The organism is Micromonospora sp. NPDC048947 (genome assembly GCF_040649495.1).
Taxonomy (GTDB): domain Bacteria; phylum Actinomycetota; class Actinomycetes; order Mycobacteriales; family Micromonosporaceae; genus Micromonospora; species Micromonospora alfalfae.
Genome location: NZ_JBEZFO010000020.1, coordinates 71211 through 87083 on the forward strand (window position 1 = coordinate 71211; position 15873 = coordinate 87083).

Sequence of the window (15873 nt, forward strand, 5' to 3'; positions counted from 1 at the left end):
AATCGACATCGACTGCTACCGCAAGCATGTTATCGATAACATGCTATGTCCCCAGCTCGGACGGCGCTGCCGTCTCAGGATGGGGCCAGCCGGTAGACCCGGCCGGCGGTCCCACGCCAGATCGCGGCCCGCTCGTCGTCGGACAGCGCATCCAGCAGGTCACCCAGGGCGGCGACCCAGCCTGTGTACGAGGTGGCGAGCAGGCACACCGGCCAGTCCGAGCCGAACATCAGCCGATCCGGCCCGAACACGTCGAGGGCGTGCTCGACCGCGGGCCGCAGGTCAGCCGTCGTCCAGGACCCGCCGTCCACCTCGGTCACCAGACCGGAGAGCTTCGCCGTCGTGTTGGGCTCGGCCGCGAGCGCCCGCAGGTCGCGCTGCCAGTCACCGAGATCGGCGCGCCCGAGCGGGGGCTTGCCGAGGTGGTCCAGGACGAACCGCACCTCGGGCAGGTCGCGGACGAGCCGGGCCGCCGCCGGCAGTTGACGATGGCCCACCAGAAGGTCGAAGGCGAGGCCGGCCGCACCGACCGCGGCGATGCCGTGCCGCACGTCGGGGCGGTCGAGATAGGTCGGGTCGGGTTCGGACTGGACCAGGTGCCGGATGCCGACCAGCCGTTCGCCGCCGCGCGCCCTCCGTAGTCGGGCCAGGCGGCGGTCCACGTCGGCGGCGGTGAGGTCGACCCAACCGACGACCCCGCCGACGAGAGGGTCGTCGGCCGCGATGCCGAGCAGCTCGGGCGTCTCGGACCGAACGGCGACGGACTGGACGACAACGGTCTGGGTGACACCGGCGGCCTGGGCCGCCGGGGCGAGCTCGACCGGCGTGAAGTCGTCGTCGATCGCGGCCATTGTGTACGGATCGACCCAGGGCTGTGGGTGCCGCGCCCGGACCCAGAGGTGGTGATGCGCGTCGACGATGCCCGGTCGGCGCGCGACCTCGCCGGTCGTCACCGGACTCGCCCTGGCGCGTTCTCGTCCACCCCACACCCCGCCCAGCCGCTGATCGAGCCCTCCGGGTCAGCCCGGAGCCACAGAGTCGATCTGGCAGGTTGACCATGTTAGCGGTAACAGACTGTTGTTGAGTACCGGAACGCGCGCCACCACCGCCTTGCCGCAGTGTCGCCTTTTGGTCTGACGAATCCACCGGCAACTGCGGCTGGTCCGCCTCGCTGACGTCCCGGTATGCGGACGCCGGACGGGCGAGCGAAGTTCGGGTTGACCGGCTGCGGCGGCACCGATACCGTCGACCCACTATCTGCGGCGACGCGAGGGAAGCCGGTGTGATTCCGGCGCGGTCGCGCCACTGTGAGCGGTCCCCACCTAACCGGGGGCCGCGAGCCAGGACGCTCGGTCGTCCGCAGCCTTGCGATGGGGACGCGTCATCCCTGGGGAGGTTCGTGTATTCATGTCTAGCTCCGCTTCCAGCCAGCCGGTGGTGCACCCCGTTGGCAGTGCTCGTCTGCTGTGGACGGTTTTCGCGACCGTTGCCGTGCTCACCCTGCTGGCGTACCTCGTCGCCTTCGACCAGGGGGCGGTCTCGCGCAGCGGGATGTACCTGCACGAGCTGATGCACGACGGCAGGCACCTGCTGGGCGTCCCGTGCCACTGACCACCACCACCACCACTCCCCCGTTCGTCGCCGTCCTCGTTCGCGGGCTGCTGGCCGGCCTGATCGCCGGCCTGCTCGCCGGAGTGTTCGCGTACGTCGCTGGCGAACGGCACGTCGAGGCGGCCATCGCCATCGAGGAGGCGTCGACGCACGCCGAGCCCGCCGCTGGCGCGCACGACCACGAGGACGCCCTGGTCAGCCGGACGGGTCAGCGCGGCGGTCTGTTCCTGGCCACCGGCCTGTTCGGGGCCGCGATGGGTGGCCTGCTGGCCACGGCGTACGTCCTGCTGTCCCGGCGGCGGCGCGGTGACGACGACGGGCGGTCGGGTCTGCTGCTGGCCGGCGCGGCGCTGCTCGGCGCGGTGATCGTGCCGTTCCTCAAGTACCCGGCGAACCCGCCGGCGGTCGGCGACCCGGCCACCATCAACCAACGGACAGTCACCTACCTGTTGATGGTGGTGCTCGGGCTGGTGGCCGTGTGGGCCGGTTCGCTGGGCTACCGGTCGGTCGGCGCCCAGGCACCGACGTGGCTGCGTGCCGCTGCGGCAGTGGGCGGATTCCTGCTGGTGACGGCAGTGTCGTACGTGGTGATGCCGTCCTTCCAGGAGGTTCCGGCGGACTTCCCGGCGACCCTGCTGTGGAATTTCCGACTGGCCTCGCTCGGCACCCAGGTCGTGCTCTGGACCGGCATCGGCCTACTGTTCGCGGCCCTGATGCACCACGAGCGGCGTCGCCGGGCCGGCACCGCACTGCCGAGCACGTGACCGGCACCAGCCTTCGGCTGGTCGCCCACGGTCACACCGCCGCGCTGCGCCGCGCCCGCTTCGGCGGCGCCGACGTCGGCCTGGACGAGGGTGGCCTGCGCGCCGCACTCGCCCAGGGCCGCGCGGATGCAGACCGGCGCGGGCCCCTCGGCGTGAACGCCACCTGCATGGCCAGCCCCGCGGTGGCCGCCCGACAGACCGCCGACGCCTTCGGCCTGGCGCCGACGATCGAGACCGCGTTGGCCGACTGTGACTACGGGGACTGGTCCGGACGGTCGCTTGAGGAGATCGCTGAATCGCAGCCGCAGGCCCTGCACGACTGGCTGTCCGCCCCGGACTCCGCCCCGCACGGCGGTGAGTCCGTCACGGCCGTGCGGGATCGGGTCGGCAGCTGGCTGGACGGGCAGCACGCAGCCGGTGGACGAGTCATCGCTGTCACCCACCCGCTGGTGATCCGGGTCGCTGTGGTGCACGCCCTCGGACTTCCGATGGCGACGTACCGGCAGGTGGACGTGGAGCCGTTGGCTGTCGTCCGGCTCACCAGCCAGGGCACGCGCTGGCAGCTCCGGCTCGGTGCGCCGCGCGCAGCTTGAGGTCGCACCAGACGGCGCAGGCCGCACCCACCAGAGTGGACACGGCCTGCGCTCGCTCGGCGACTGTCAGCCGCCTGCTCAGTGGTGCCGGTGGGGCAGGTGCAGCTCGACCGGCTCGGGCGGAAGGTCGTCAACGCCGGCGGCGACCGCCTGTTCGTGACGGCGACGCGCCGAGGGCAGGGCGAGTGCCGCGAAGACGGCCAGGACCGCCACACCCGCGCACACCCAGAACCCGGCGGTGAACGCCGCGTCGGTGGGCAGCCCCGTGGGAGTGCTGTTCGACGTGATGACCGCCGCCACGACCGCCGCGCCGATGCTGCTGCCGATGGTGCGGGCGATGGTGTTGACGCTGCTCGCCTCTCCGGTCTGCCCGGCCGGGACGCTCTCGATGATGGCGTTGGACATCGCCGCGAACGCCAGGCCGATGCCGGCGCCGGTGAGCACCCCGGAGAGCAGCACCTGCCAGGTCGCGCCGTGCGCGAACGCCGGCAGCGCGAATGCGACGACGACAGCGACAGTGCCGAGGAACATCGGAACCTTGGGACCGAAGCGACGGTCCAGCAGGCCCGCGAGGGGACCGAAGACCACCATCATCAGGACGGTGGGCAGCAGGAACAGGCCCGCCTGGGACACCGTCTTGCCGAACCCGTACCCGGTGGCGGCGGGCAGTTGCAGCAGGGTCGGTACCAGTACGAATGTCCCGAACATCGCGAAACCGAGGATCAGGGCGACGAGGTCGGTGGCCCAGACACCGCGAATTCGCATCAGGCGCATGTCGATGAGCGGCTCGCGTACCCGTAGCTCGACCCGGACGAACACCACCATCGCGACCGCGCCGAGCAGGAACAGGCCGATGGTCTTCGGCTCGGTCCAGCCCCAGCCCTGCCCCTTGCTCACGGCCAGCAGCAACGAGACCAGCGATACCGACAGGATGGCCGCGCCGAGCATGTCGAGCCGCCCGGGCGTGCGGACCCGCGACTCGGGCATCCCGAAGATGGTCCCGAGCAGCGCGACGACGACGAGGACCAGCGGCAGCCAGAACAGCCAGTGCCACGACAGGTGCTCCACGATCGGGCCCGCGGCCACGATCCCGACGCCGGCGCCGACCCCGAAGATCGCCGACAGCAGGCCGACTGTGACGCCGACCTTCTCCCGCGGCAGTTGGTCGCGGACGATGCCGATCGACAGCGGCAGGATCGCTCCGGCGGCTCCCTGTAGCGCCCGCGCGACGATCAGCACGGTCAGGTTCGGGGCCAGGGCGGCGAGGAGTGTGCCAGCGGCGAGGGCCGCGAGGACGCCGATGAGGACCCGACGCTTGCCGACCATGTCACCGAGACGTCCGAGAATGGGCGTCAACACCGAGGCCGCCAACAGGTACGCGGTGAGCACCCAACTGATGTCTCCGGTCGAGACGCCCAGGTCCCTTCCGATGGTCGACAGCGCGGGCGCCACCAGCGACTGGAGCACCGCGAACGCCAGGCCGCCCAGCGACAGGTACAGCACCAGGAGGCTGCTGTTGGCGCGCGGGGCGGCGCCGGACGCGGAGCCGAGGTCTGTCGGCTCCTCGATGGTGTGGGTCATGAAATCCCCGAACTAGATGTAAACGTTTGCTGACTTAGCCAGTATGCGCAGCCCGAGGAACATGTCAACAGTCGTTTACGTCACCCCCGGCCGTGCTGGAGCTTGCGTCCGCCGACAAGTCAACATATGTTTACTTAGGGCCTGGGAGCACGGCCTGGCCGCCGGCCCGAGCGCCGACACCCACCGCCAACGCGCCAGAGCGAGGAAAGGACGCGTCGTGACAGCCGAACCGCCTGTCCCCGCGACCGGTAACACCGACGGCGAACCGGCCCACCGTCGCCGTCGGGACGCGGCCGAGACGCGGCAACTGCTGCTTGACGCCGCCCGCCAGCGCTTCGCCAGGGACGGCTACGCGGCCACCACCGTCCGGGACATCGCCGACGACGCGGGCGTCAACGTGGCGCTCATCAGCCGCTACTTCACCTCGAAGGAGGGCCTGTTCGAGGCGTGCCTGCGCGCCGCGGGCGACGAACTTCGCCGAACGACAGGTCAGACGCCTGCCGACCGGGTGCCCGAGGCCATCGCCCGGCACATCGCCGACCTCGGCGCGGCCGGCCTGTCGAGCCAGCTGTCGCTGCTGCTGCGATCATCCGGGGACGCGGGCGCCGACGAGATCCGACACGCCGTGCTGGTCCGTTCCAGCGAACAACTGGCGGCGGCTCGCGGATGGCGTCCCGGCGAACCGGGCAGCGAACAACTCCTGCTCCGCGCCCAGATGGCCCTCGCCGCCGGTATCGGAGTCGCGGTGCTGCGATCGTCCATCCGGCTGGAACCGCTGAGTTCCGCCACCGAACAGGACCTGGTCGGGCCGCTGCGCGACCTGGTCGACGCGCTGCTGCCGCCTTCTTGAGCCCGGCCGTGGGCCGACCCCGAAACCCGGAGCACGCCGCTCGGGGCTGTCAGCGCCACCGCGGCCGGTCAGCCGCCACGGGTGTGGACCAGGGCGGCGGCGCGCCCCAATGCGGACTTCTCGACGGCGGACAGCGCGGGATCGACCCGGCGCAGACCCACGGCATGCCGTAGTTGGCTGGTCCGGGGCGGCTCGGCACGCCGCTGAAAGGCATCGAGGCCGTTCCGGGCAAGATCGGCGAGCTGCGGGGCCGGGCTGACCGCCACCTCGGCGAGGATGAGAGCGGTCATGGCCACGTCCAGGTCCGCCGGCCCCTCGGTCGCGTTACGCCAATCGATGACCACCGGCCCGCGCGAGGTCACCATGACGTTCTGTGGATGCAGGTCGAGGTGCAGGACACGGACCGTGGGGTCGGCGCTGAACCGGGCCGGCACCGTGTGGAGGCGGTCGTGCAGGCCCACAAGGAGGTCGGCCGCCGCGCCGATGCCGGTGCGCCCGGCGAGCATCGACGCCAGGAGAGTCTCGCCGTCGAGTCGTTCGAGCACCAGGTCGGGCCCCTGGGCGTCGTACACCACGGGCACCGGGTAGCCGGCCGCCGCGACGTACGCCATCAACGCCGCCTCTGGCGTGCTGTCCCCGCCCTGGCGGTAGCGGCGCAGCACCCGCGACCCGTCGAGCGCGTAGACGTCGGCGTCGCGCCCCGAGGCGAGCAGCGCGTGATCGGCCATGGCAGACGACGCTAACAGTGGGTTGCGCGACACGCGCGTGGGGCGGGGCGGGGTGACGGGCCCCCCCCCGCCGCGGGGGTGTGCCCCGCGCGGGGGTGGGCGGGCGGCGGGCGCCCCCCGTGGGGGGGGCGCGGGCCGCGCCGGCGGGCGCCCGGGCCCCCCCGGCCCCCCCCCCCCCACGCTGCTGCGTTGTCCCCGGCTCGGTGCTAGCCGGTGACGGTGAACGGTCGGGACACCTTCGTCGCCGACGTGGCGCCGTTCAGCGTGACGCTGGTCGCGCCCGCCTTCGCCGCCCCCGGGACGCTGACCGTCGCGCCGGAGATGACGCCGTCACCGTTCGCGCGCACGGTGCTGACCGCCAGTCCGGTCCCGAAGGCGATCGTGACCACCTCGTTCGGCGCGAACCCGGAACCATCGACCATGATCGACGTGCCACGCGGGCCCGAGGTGGTCAACAGCGCCACCCGCGGCCGGTAGGTCCGTGCCTCCGGCTCTCCGGTCACCTGGACGGTGGCCGTGGCCGGGGTACGCGAGGACGCGCCCGTCGCGGTGACGGCGTACCGGCCGGGTTGCGCGTCACCGGAGGTCGGCACCGAGGCGCGGACCGTTCCCGTCGCCGAGGCGGCGACCTTCATGGTCCGGCCCGGGTCGGTGCCGACGCTGACTGTCACCTGCTCGCCGGCCGCGAAGCCGCTGCCGTTGACGGTGATCGCGTCACCGGTGGTGACGGCATCGGACGCGGACAGCGCGATCGCCGGCTGCGATCCGCCCCGAGCCACAGTCACCGTGAAGGACCCGGTGCTGCTCGACAGCGTGTCCCACGCGGTGACGCGCACCGTGTAGGTGCCCTCCCGTGGGTAGGTGTGCCGGCCGCTCATCGCGCCGGACTCGCCGATCGTCACGTCGTCCGGAACCGTGCCGTCACCCCACTGGACGCGGGCGCGGTAGCCCGTCGTACCGGGAACGCCGCCGGTCACCGCACCGAGGTTCGCCGCGAGGACCTGCCCGGCGGTGGCCGTCTGGTTCTTCGGGGCGACGGTCGCCAGCGCCGGGGCGGGCGTGCCGTCGTTGGCCACGGCGAACACGTGGATGCGGCCCGCCGAGCGAGGGTCACCGGTCTGCGTCGGCAGGGTCACCGACACCAGCGTCTTACCCGCCGGGATCTGGTACGGGGCGGTGGCGAAGAGGAACGGCTGGGCGCCGTCGCGGCTGGTGCCCTGCAACCGGTACGCCGTCCGGGCGACGATGATGTTGCCGTAGGACGGGGTGCCGTTGGCGTTGCCGCCCAGCGTCCAGTCGCTCATCTGGATCGGGATGCTGGCCGTGCTGCCGTCGCTGAACGTCGCAGTGCCGGTGGTGCTCTGGTTGCCCTGCGTTCCGGCGCCGATGAACGAGATGCTCTTCGCGTCCGCCGGGAGGTTGAGGACGACCGTCGCCCCGTTGCCGGTGGCGTTGTCCGGCTGCCCGGCCGGGATCACCGGCACTGTGAACCGCAGCCCGGTCCCGGGAACCTGCTGCGACTGGCCCTGGGTGACACCGCCGGCCGCCAGGGCGGCCCGCGAGTACGCCCACGACTTGGCGTCGCAGTCCGCCGCGAGGGCCCCTTCGTCGCCGACGCAGACGCTGTCGAACGCGGCGGTGAGACCGGAGGCCGGGGCGTACGCCACCTCGACGCCGACCGTCGCGGAGCTCTGGCTCTCGCCGTCGGTCACCGTGACGTTCGCCTGGTGGTAGCCGGGAGTGGTGTAGGTGTGCGACCCGGCGATGCGATAGACGGCCCGCGAGCTCAACGTCACGGTGCCCGCGGTGACCGGCGTGCCGTCACCCCAGTCGATGGTGGCCTGGTAGCCGTTGGCGTCCCCACCGGTGACGGTGGCCAACGGCACCGAGACGGGTACGCCGGTCATCGCGTGTACGCCGTCCGCAGCGGTGACGGTGATGTCGCCGCCGCCGAGGTCGAGGTCACCTCCGGCGAGCAACTCGACCTCGGCCAGGTTGGTCTGCGCGGCGCCGACGGCCTTCGTGACGGCGAGGCGGAACTGGGCGAACCGTCCCGGCTTGTCGATCGAGTACGGGCGGGTCTGGTTGCGCCACGGGAACACCTGGCCGGTGCGGGAGTCCACAGTGGTCCAGGTCAGGCCGTCGTTGGAGCCTTGCAGGCGCCAGTCCGCCGGATCGCCGGCACCGGACCCGGACGTGACCGTGTAGTACTTCGGCTTCTGCTTGCCACCACGGAAGGCCCAGGTGATCTGCGGGGTCGCCGAGGTGAAGGTCAACTGCGTGGTCGACGAGTCGTCGAACAGCTTCGACGCGTCCTGACCGCCGGTCGCGCTCGCGGTGCCGAGACCGGGACCGGTGACGTCCTGCAACGGCTTCGGCGCCTCGTCACCAGTGGTCAGCGACGGCGGCGCGTCGTTCCGGCCGCTGCCCCACGACGACGGCTTGGGGCCCATCTGGAAGTCGATGGTGCCGCCCTTGGCGAGCTTCGCGACATCCACTGACAGGCCGCGCTGCTTCTTGCCGTTTACCGTCACGCCCTGCACGTAGACGTTCGCCGCGCTGTTGTTCGGCGCGTTGACGACGATGTCGCCGCTGCTGCGGTGCACTGTCATCCTGGTGAACTGCGGCGAGCCGATCGCCCACTCGGACGACCCGGCCTGCAACGGGTAGAGGCCCAGCGAGCTGAGGATGTACCACGACGACATCTCGCCGTTGTCCTCGTCGCCCAGGTAGCCCTGGCCGATCTCACTGCCGACGTAGAGACGGCGAAGGATCTCCCGTACCGTCTCCTGCGTCTTGGCCGGCGCGCCCGCGACGTTGTACATGTACGGGATGTGGTGCGACGGCTGGTTGCTCATGCCGAGCTGACCCATCCGGACCGCGCGCGCTTCGAGCATCTCGTGGATGACGCCGCCGTACCCACCGGGGCGGTCGGCGTTCTCCGGGGTGGTGAAGAACGCGTCGAGCTTGTCCCGCAGCGCCTTCTGCCCGCCGTACAGGTTGATCAGGCCCTGGCCGTCCTGCTGGGCGGTGAACGCGAAGTTCCACCCGTTGGTCTCGGTGTAGACGCCACCCCAGTCCAACGGGTCACCGGCGAGGAAGTTGCCGGCGGCGTCGCGGCCCTGGAAGAGCTTCGTCTTCGGGTCGAAGAGGTGGACGTAGTTGCGGGCCCGCTCCAGGAAGTACCGCGACTCCTCGGTGAGTCGGGCGCGCTCCGACTTCGGCGTGGCCGGGTCCTTGGCGAGCGCCGCACCCATGTTGCCGATGCCGAAGTCGTTGATGTAGCCCTCCAACGCCCAGGACACCGACTCCCCTGTGGACGCCGGCGTGTAGCCGAGGAACAGGGAGCTCTCGATGCCCTTGCGTCCGACCGCGCTGCGCCCGGACGCGACTGTCGCGTCCTTGACCGCCGCGTCGTAGGCCGCGAGCGGGTCGGGCAGCTTGACCCCGGTGAGGTACGCCTGGGCCAGCGCCACGTTCGCGCTGGTGCCGGTCATCAGGTCGGCGTAGCCGGGGGACGACCAGCGGGCGATCCAGCCACCGTCGCGGTAGTGCTGGACGAACCCGTCGGAGATCTTGGCGGCGACGTCCGGGTACAGCAGCGCGTAGGCGGGCCACACGGTGCGGTAGGTGTCCCAGAAACCGTTGTTGACGTAGATCTGCCCGTCGACGATCTTCGCGCCGGTCCGGGTGGGGCTCGACGCGCCGGTCGGCGCCGAGACCGGGCTCGCGTACTGCCAGCGCGGCGTGGCGGCGGTGCCGGTGTTCTCCGACTGCGAGTTCGGGTAGAGGTTCAGCCGGTACAGGTTCGAGTACATGGTGACAAGCTGCGACTCGGAGGCGCCTCGCAGCTCGACCCGGCCGAGCCGATCCTTCCACGCGGCCGTCGCGGCGGCGTGGATCTGGTCGAAGCTCTTGCCGGTGACCTCCAGATCGAGGTTGCGGCGCGCCTGGTCGACGGAGAGGAACGACGTGGCGAGACGCATCGTCACCTCCCGCGACCCGGAGATGTCGAAGGTGGCCGAGGTCGCGGCGGACGCCGTCGGCGCCCGGTCGAAGGCGCCGGAGACGAACATCCGGCTGCGACCGGCGGACAGGCCGCTGCCGTTGTCGACCCAACCGGTGAACGTGCCGTCAGTGCCGATGGTGAACGTGCCGTTGTGGAAGACGAGGCTTCCGGTCGGCTGCCCGGTGGGGAAGGTGAACCGCATGATCCCGGCGTGGTCGGTGGGCGACATCTCCGCGACCAGGCCGTTCTGGAGCGTGACCCGGTAGAGGTCCGGCTGCGCCGTCTCGTCGTCGTGGCTGAAGGCGAGCGCACGTCCGGCGGGCTGACCGGTGAGCGGCCCGCCACCGACGACCGGCATGACCGACATCTGGTTGCGGTCGCCCATCCAGGGGCTGGGCTCGTGGGAGATCGCGAGGCCCTGGAGCATGGGCAGGTTGGCCTCGTTGTTGATCCGGTGGTACTCGTACTCCCACGAGTCGGAGGTCGCGTCGGTCACCGGGGTGAAGAAGTTGAACCCGTTCGGCACGGCGGTGATCGGCAGGTTGTTGCCGCGCGAGAAGCCGCCCGTCGAGTTGGTGCCCCGTCGGGTGTCGACGTAGTTGGTCAGCTTCGAGCCGTCGATCGACGTCGGCGCGGCAGTCAGCTCGATGTCGTCGAGCCAACCCTGGAACCGGGTCTCCCCGGTGGCCTGCGGATTGTCGTAGGCGAGCAGGATGCGGTCGATGGTCTTGCCACGCGCGACGGCGCCAAGGTCGGCCTGCACCAAGTTCCACTGGTCGGCGAAGAGCACCTTCGCCGCACCCTGACCAGCGCCCGTGAGCGGGTAGCCGTGCTGGTCGGTTGCCGAGCGATTACTCAGGTAACTGCCGTCGGTGAAGTGCAGGTCGACGGCGGTGTAGGTGGACGGGTACCGGCCGTCCCCGCCGGTGAACTCGGGGAAGATCTTGTACGACAGTCGGGTCTTCGGCCCGACCGGGATGCTGACGTCGAAGAGCTTGTTCGTCGCGTACGACCGGCCGTTGCTCTCGGCGCCGCCGGCATAGCGCAGCGCGGCCAGTCCGGTGAAGCCGACGTCCGGCTTCGTGGTGTAGCCGCCGTTCGGGCCGGAGGTCGCCTCGCTGACCATGGGGGTGGCCGGCGGGCGGACGCCCGAGCCGTCGCTGATGTTCCAGTCGGCGAGCTGCAGGAGCGAGTCACCGGAGTTCGCGGTGACGTTGAGCCGGTAGAAGCCGTAGGCGTTCGGGTTGGTGAAGCTGTACGTCCTGGTGGCGAAGCGCCCGCTGAACTTCTCGCCGGCACGCTTGTCCAGGTCGGTCCAGGTGCTGCCGTCGTTCGACCCCTGGACGACGAAGTCCCTGGGATCGCGGGTCGGCGCGTCGTCGGCCGCGGTCAGCGAGTAGCGCACCACAGTCGCCGGCTTGGCGAGCTGGTAGGTCACCCAGCCGCTGGACGCGAACGCGAGCCACTTGGTCGACGGATCGTCGTCACTGAGGTTCGCGGCGATCTCTCGCGGCTGGTTCTCGTCGCTCGCGGTCACGGCGCTGACCTGGCCGAGCAGGCTGCCGGGCAGGGTGGCGACGGTGCCGCTCAGGTTGGCCTGGAGCGGCTTTCCGTTCGGGCCGACCTCCACTGTGCTGGTGGCGGGCTGCGGGTCGGCGGACTCGAACGAGGAGGTGAAGTTGCCCGGCGGGGCGGAGGTGGGGGCGGCGTTCGCCAGGGGCGCGGCGACGAGCAGGCCCAGCGGTAGCAGGGCGGCTGTCGTCGCCGCGATCAGGCGGGGTGAGAGGGAACGCGCAAGGGGGGTGTGCGACATGAGGGACGGAGCCTTTCGACTCGAACCGGGTCGAGTACGTCGAACGTCTGGGCAGTGTGGAGCAGGTGGTGGGTCAAGCCCTGACATCGTTGTCATGAGACTTCATGAGCAACGGGAGCCGGGCCTGTGGACTGCCGCTGATAGTTCCGGGCGCGGCACTGCCGTGTCAACGGGTTGATCGCGCCGAACGGCCGCCGCCCGCACCGGGCCACGGCGGTCGATGCGCCGAGCCTCGACGCCGTCCGACGACGTACGCCGAGGCCCGGCCACGGATCAGCAGTAGAGGTTGGCTCCGGCGGACACCCCGAGGATGCCGACGAACTGCTGGTACCTGGTGACGCGACTCTGCACCTGGGCGGGGTTTCCGCCGTTGCACTCGATCGAGCCGTTGATGCTGCGGATCGTCTGACCGAACCCGGCGCCGTTGACCATCGCATTGTGGGCGGTCATGGTGCCCGGCCCGTTCTGGGTCATCCAGTACCAGATACCGGTCTTCCAGGCCACCGCGGCGTCGGTCTGCACCAGCCACGGGTTGGTCAACAGCGGCAGGTTGAGGGCGTTGCCAGCGGCGTTGTAGTTGAAGTTCCAACTGAGCTGGATCGGCCCCCGCCCGTAGTAGGCGGCCTGCCCGGCGGGGCAGCCGTACGACTGGCCGGGGTCGCAGTAGTGCGGGTAGTTCGCGGTGTTCTGTTCGACGATGTGCACGAGCCCGCCGGTCTCGTGGTAGACGTTGGCCAGGAAGGCGGCGGCCTCCTGGCGCTGGACAGTGGCACTGCCGGTGCGCGCGAACGCCGGGTAGGCGCTGAGCGCGGCGACGAGCCCGGAGTACGTGTAGAACGAGTTGCGACCCGGGAACATCTGGTTGAACTGGGCCTCGGTGACCACGAAGCCGCCGGGGTTGGTGGGCGGCGGAGTCGTCGGTGGCTGACCCCCACAGGTGTAGGGCTCCCAGTACCAGGTGCTGACGACGGGGTCGTACCCCGGATTGTCGTGCTCGGCGATGTAGTACGAACCGTTGGTGTAGCGCACGATCGCCCCGGCGGCGTACCAGGTCCCGGCGGTCCAGTTCGGGTAGGAGCAGGTCCCTCCGGTGGGCGGCGTGGTGCCCCCGCCGCACGCGCCGAGATCTTCCCAGACACCGGTCGTGCCCGGCGGCGCCTCGTTCTGGGTCCACCACTTCGCCCGGTAGTTGCGGCCGTTGTGGGAGACCTGGGCGTCTCCCCAGTAGACGGCCGAGGCCTGCCACGATGCCGAGCAAGCCGCCGCCGACGCGGCAGTGGCCGGGATGACCGCCACCAGCCCGCCGGTGACGATCAGTGCCGCCAGCGCGACCAGCGCGCGCAGTCTCGTCATGTGATCACTCCTTCCTGGGACCTCACTGGCCGAAACCCTGATGGATATCGACAGGAGTGACTGTAACATCTTCTGTTCACAACCTTTACTATTCCCTGCAGCCAGGGCGACGGACCGTGGCCGGCGCGACGGGCGGAGCCGGCGGCCCACTGTCGATATTTCCGGCCGCTTTCCGGATCATGTCGCGTGCGGGCCAACCGATTCGTTCGACCAATCTTCGATTCAGCCGGGCCACGCCTGGCCAGCACCCGAACAGCCCGCCGCGCTGTTCCGGGGATTTTCCGGAACTTGTTGACGCGTTGGAATTCTCGCTGCAATACTTCGATCCATTGGGGTCAATGCGATCGGCTTCGTTGCGGTTTCCGCTCCACCTACCCACTTGTCCACACCTGTCCGGACTGCGCTGCCCGCACGCAGGGGCACGTCCGGGCCTGCGCGAAGGGGCACCAGATGAGCAGGCTCTTCCCCCGCACGGCCCTGTGGTCCAGGCGGTTGCGCGCGGCGCTCGCCGTCCTCGCCACCGCCGTCGCCATGTGCGGCGTCGTCCTCGCCGCCACCTCCACCCCGTCGAGCGCCGCCACCTGCAACGGCTACGTCGGGCTCACCTTCGACGACGGTCCGACCGGCAGCACCAGCGCACTGCTGAACGTGCTGCGCAACAACGGCGTACGGGCCACCATGTTCAACGTCGGGCAGAACGTCCAGAACAACCGGTCGGCGGCGCAGGCACAGGTGGCCGCCGGCATGTGGGTGGCCAACCACAGCTGGAACCACGCCCACATGACCTCGATGAGTCAGGCTCAGATGCAGTCGGACCTCTCCCAGACCAGCTCGGCGATCCAGTCGGCCACCGGCAGCCGGCCGGTGCTGTTCCGACCGCCGTACGGCGAGACCAACTCCACGTTGCAGTCCGTCGCGTCGTCACTGGGCATGCGCCAGGTGATCTGGGACGTGGACTCCCAGGACTGGAACGGCGCCAGCGTCAGCCAGATCGTGGCCAACGCGAGCCGACTCCAGGCCGGTCAGGTCATCCTGATGCACGACGGGATCCAGAACACCCGCGACGCCATCCCCCAGATCATGGCCAACCTGACCAGCCGCAACCTGTGCCCCGGCATGATCTCGTCGTCCACCGGCCGCGCTGTCGCGCCCGACGGCACCACCCCGCCGCCGACCAGCCCGCCGACCAGCCCGCCGCCCTCCGGTGGCACCTGCACCGCGACCGCCACGACCCCCAACGTCTGGGGCGACCGGTACAACACGTCGGTGACGGTCAGCGGCGCCAGCACATGGACCGTGGTCGTGGCCATCACCTCGCCGCAACGGGTCAGCACCATCTGGAACGGCACCGCCACCTGGGACAGCAGCGGCACCGTCATGACAATGCGGTCCAACGGCAGCGGCAACACCTTCGGCTTCACCACGATGACCAACGGAAACAGCAGCGCCCGCCCACAGATTCGCTCCTGCACCTCGGGTTGACATCGCCCAGGTTGAGTCGTGCGCGGTGGGTGCGCCCGGCACCCACCGCGCACCCTGGCGACCCGGCGCGCGGACCAGCAGCCACTAGCCTGCACTGATGCGACACACCCTCACGCCCGGGGACGACAGCCTGCACGGTCACTTCTCCCCCGACTTCCCGCCGGTGCTCACCATCGACCCCGGCGACACCGTCACCTATCGCACCCTGGACTGCTGGTGGTCCGCCGGCCCGTACCCGGGCGGGCCGAACCGGGACCGGCCCCGGGTCGCACAGCACCGGCCCGACCACGGACACGCGTTGATCGGTCCGGTCGCGGTCCGCGGTGCGCGCGCCGGCCAGACCCTCGCGGTACGCATCGACGAGGTCGTCCCGGCGAGCTGGGGAACCACGGTGGCCGGCGGCTGGCCGAGTGGGTTCAACAAGCACTACGGCGTACAGGATCAACAGGTGGTGCACGCCTGGGCGCTGGACCCGGTGACGATGACCGGCCGCAACCAGCACGGCCACACGATCGCGCTGCGGCCCTTCATGGGAGTGCTCGGCATGCCACCCGCGGAGCCCGGGCTTCACTCGACGACCCCACCGCGCCCCTGGGGCGGCAACCTGGACTGTCGGGACCTCACCGCCGGCAGCACCCTCCTGCTGCCGATCCCCGTGGACGACGCGCTGTTCTCGGTCGGGGACGGGCACGCCGCGCAGGGTGACGGCGAGGTCGGCGGCACCGCGATCGAGTGTCCGATGGACGAGGTGACGTTGACCTTCGACGTGCGCGACGACTTTCCGATCACCGGCCCGGTGGCCCGTACCCACGACGCATGGTTGACCCTGGGCGTCGGCGCCTCGCTCGACGACGCCACGTTCACCGCGCTGGACTCGATGCTGACACTGATGCAGCGGCTGCACGGCCTCAGCCGCTCGGACGCGGTGGCGCTGGCCAGCATCGCCGTCGACGTGCGGGTGACGCAGATCGTCAACCAGAGCGTCGGCGCGCACGCGGTGCTCCGTGACGACGCCCTGCGCTGGCCGGACGCCGATTCTGTCGGGGGGCACCGTTAGCGTGTGCTCACTGTCGCCGCGCCGGCCGGATC

General features: G+C 70.7%; 11 protein-coding genes and 1 riboswitch. Of the genes, 6 read left to right on the forward strand and 5 right to left on the reverse strand.

What is annotated here, in order from left to right; all coding sequences use genetic code 11:
• Positions 1-74 precede the first annotated feature (74 nt).
• Positions 75-953, reverse strand: a complete 879-nt coding sequence (locus AB0B98_RS25955; protein ID WP_357365966.1) for an amidohydrolase family protein — start codon at positions 951-953, stop codon at positions 75-77.
• Positions 954-1272: 319 nt separating this feature from the next.
• Positions 1273-1349, forward strand: a riboswitch (cobalamin riboswitch).
• A gap of 58 nt (positions 1350-1407) precedes the next feature.
• On the opposite strand from AB0B98_RS25955, the gene AB0B98_RS25960 reads away from it, so the two are divergent.
• Genes AB0B98_RS25960 through AB0B98_RS25970 form a run of 3 tightly spaced genes read left to right on the forward strand, consistent with a single transcriptional unit; the run spans position 1408 to position 2968 of the window.
• Complete coding sequence (locus tag AB0B98_RS25960) at positions 1408-1611, forward strand: CbtB domain-containing protein (protein ID WP_357365968.1); 204 nt, start codon at positions 1408-1410, stop codon at positions 1609-1611.
• Positions 1602-2375, forward strand: a complete 774-nt coding sequence (locus AB0B98_RS25965) for a CbtA family protein (protein WP_357365970.1) — start codon at positions 1602-1604, stop codon at positions 2373-2375. Before AB0B98_RS25960 ends, AB0B98_RS25965 begins: the two co-directional genes overlap by 10 nt.
• On the forward strand, positions 2372-2968 hold the full coding sequence (locus tag AB0B98_RS25970) for a histidine phosphatase family protein (RefSeq protein ID WP_357365972.1): 597 nt from the start codon (positions 2372-2374) through the stop codon (positions 2966-2968). Before AB0B98_RS25965 ends, AB0B98_RS25970 begins: the two co-directional genes overlap by 4 nt.
• Positions 2969-3046: 78 nt before the next feature.
• Here the strand turns inward: AB0B98_RS25970 and AB0B98_RS25975 are convergent, their stop codons facing one another.
• Positions 3047-4549, reverse strand: a complete 1503-nt coding sequence (locus AB0B98_RS25975) for an MFS transporter (protein WP_357365974.1) — start codon at positions 4547-4549, stop codon at positions 3047-3049.
• A 217-nt stretch (positions 4550-4766) separates the two neighbouring features.
• On the opposite strand from AB0B98_RS25975, the gene AB0B98_RS25980 reads away from it, so the two are divergent.
• Entirely contained in the window at positions 4767-5399 is a 633-nt protein-coding gene (locus tag AB0B98_RS25980; protein WP_357365976.1) for a TetR family transcriptional regulator, read from the forward strand.
• A 68-nt stretch (positions 5400-5467) separates the two neighbouring features.
• Here AB0B98_RS25980 and AB0B98_RS25985 read toward each other — a convergent pair whose 3' ends face one another.
• From AB0B98_RS25985 to AB0B98_RS25995, 3 genes are all read right to left on the reverse strand, one after another.
• Positions 5468-6127, reverse strand: a complete 660-nt coding sequence (locus AB0B98_RS25985) for a phosphotransferase (RefSeq protein WP_357365978.1) — start codon at positions 6125-6127, stop codon at positions 5468-5470.
• Positions 6128-6333: 206 nt separating this feature from the next.
• Positions 6334-11949 (reverse strand): GH92 family glycosyl hydrolase, encoded by a 5616-nt coding sequence (locus tag AB0B98_RS25990; RefSeq protein ID WP_357365980.1) that lies wholly within the window; start codon positions 11947-11949, stop codon positions 6334-6336.
• Positions 11950-12222: 273 nt separating this feature from the next.
• Positions 12223-13302 (reverse strand): glycoside hydrolase family 19 protein, encoded by a 1080-nt coding sequence (locus tag AB0B98_RS25995; RefSeq protein ID WP_357276333.1) that lies wholly within the window; start codon positions 13300-13302, stop codon positions 12223-12225.
• Between the two features lie 450 nt (positions 13303-13752).
• On the opposite strand from AB0B98_RS25995, the gene AB0B98_RS26000 reads away from it, so the two are divergent.
• The gene (locus AB0B98_RS26000; protein WP_357365982.1) at positions 13753-14784 is read left to right on the forward strand and encodes a polysaccharide deacetylase family protein; all 1032 of its coding nucleotides are present in this window, start codon (positions 13753-13755) and stop codon (positions 14782-14784) included.
• Between the two features lie 97 nt (positions 14785-14881).
• Positions 14882-15841 carry an acetamidase/formamidase family protein gene (locus AB0B98_RS26005; protein WP_357365983.1) on the forward strand — a complete coding sequence of 320 codons (960 nt, stop codon included), beginning with the start codon at positions 14882-14884 and terminating at the stop codon, positions 15839-15841.
• Positions 15842-15873 lie beyond the last annotated feature (32 nt).

What these genes read in the sequence shown, in the direction of transcription:
- AB0B98_RS25960 (WP_357365968.1), top strand. Translation starts at nt 1,408, where the DNA reads ATGTCTAGCTCCGCTTCCAGCCAGCCGGTGGTGCACCCCGTTGGCAGT.
- AB0B98_RS25975 (WP_357365974.1), bottom strand. Translation starts at nt 4,549, where the DNA reads ATGACCCACACCATCGAGGAGCCGACAGACCTCGGCTCCGCGTCCGGC.
- AB0B98_RS25985 (WP_357365978.1), bottom strand. Translation starts at nt 6,127, where the DNA reads ATGGCCGATCACGCGCTGCTCGCCTCGGGGCGCGACGCCGACGTCTAC.
- AB0B98_RS25990 (WP_357365980.1), bottom strand. Translation starts at nt 11,949, where the DNA reads ATGTCGCACACCCCCCTTGCGCGTTCCCTCTCACCCCGCCTGATCGCG.
- AB0B98_RS25995 (WP_357276333.1), bottom strand. Translation starts at nt 13,302, where the DNA reads ATGACGAGACTGCGCGCGCTGGTCGCGCTGGCGGCACTGATCGTCACC.
- AB0B98_RS26000 (WP_357365982.1), top strand. Translation starts at nt 13,753, where the DNA reads ATGAGCAGGCTCTTCCCCCGCACGGCCCTGTGGTCCAGGCGGTTGCGC.
- AB0B98_RS26005 (WP_357365983.1), top strand. Translation starts at nt 14,882, where the DNA reads ATGCGACACACCCTCACGCCCGGGGACGACAGCCTGCACGGTCACTTC.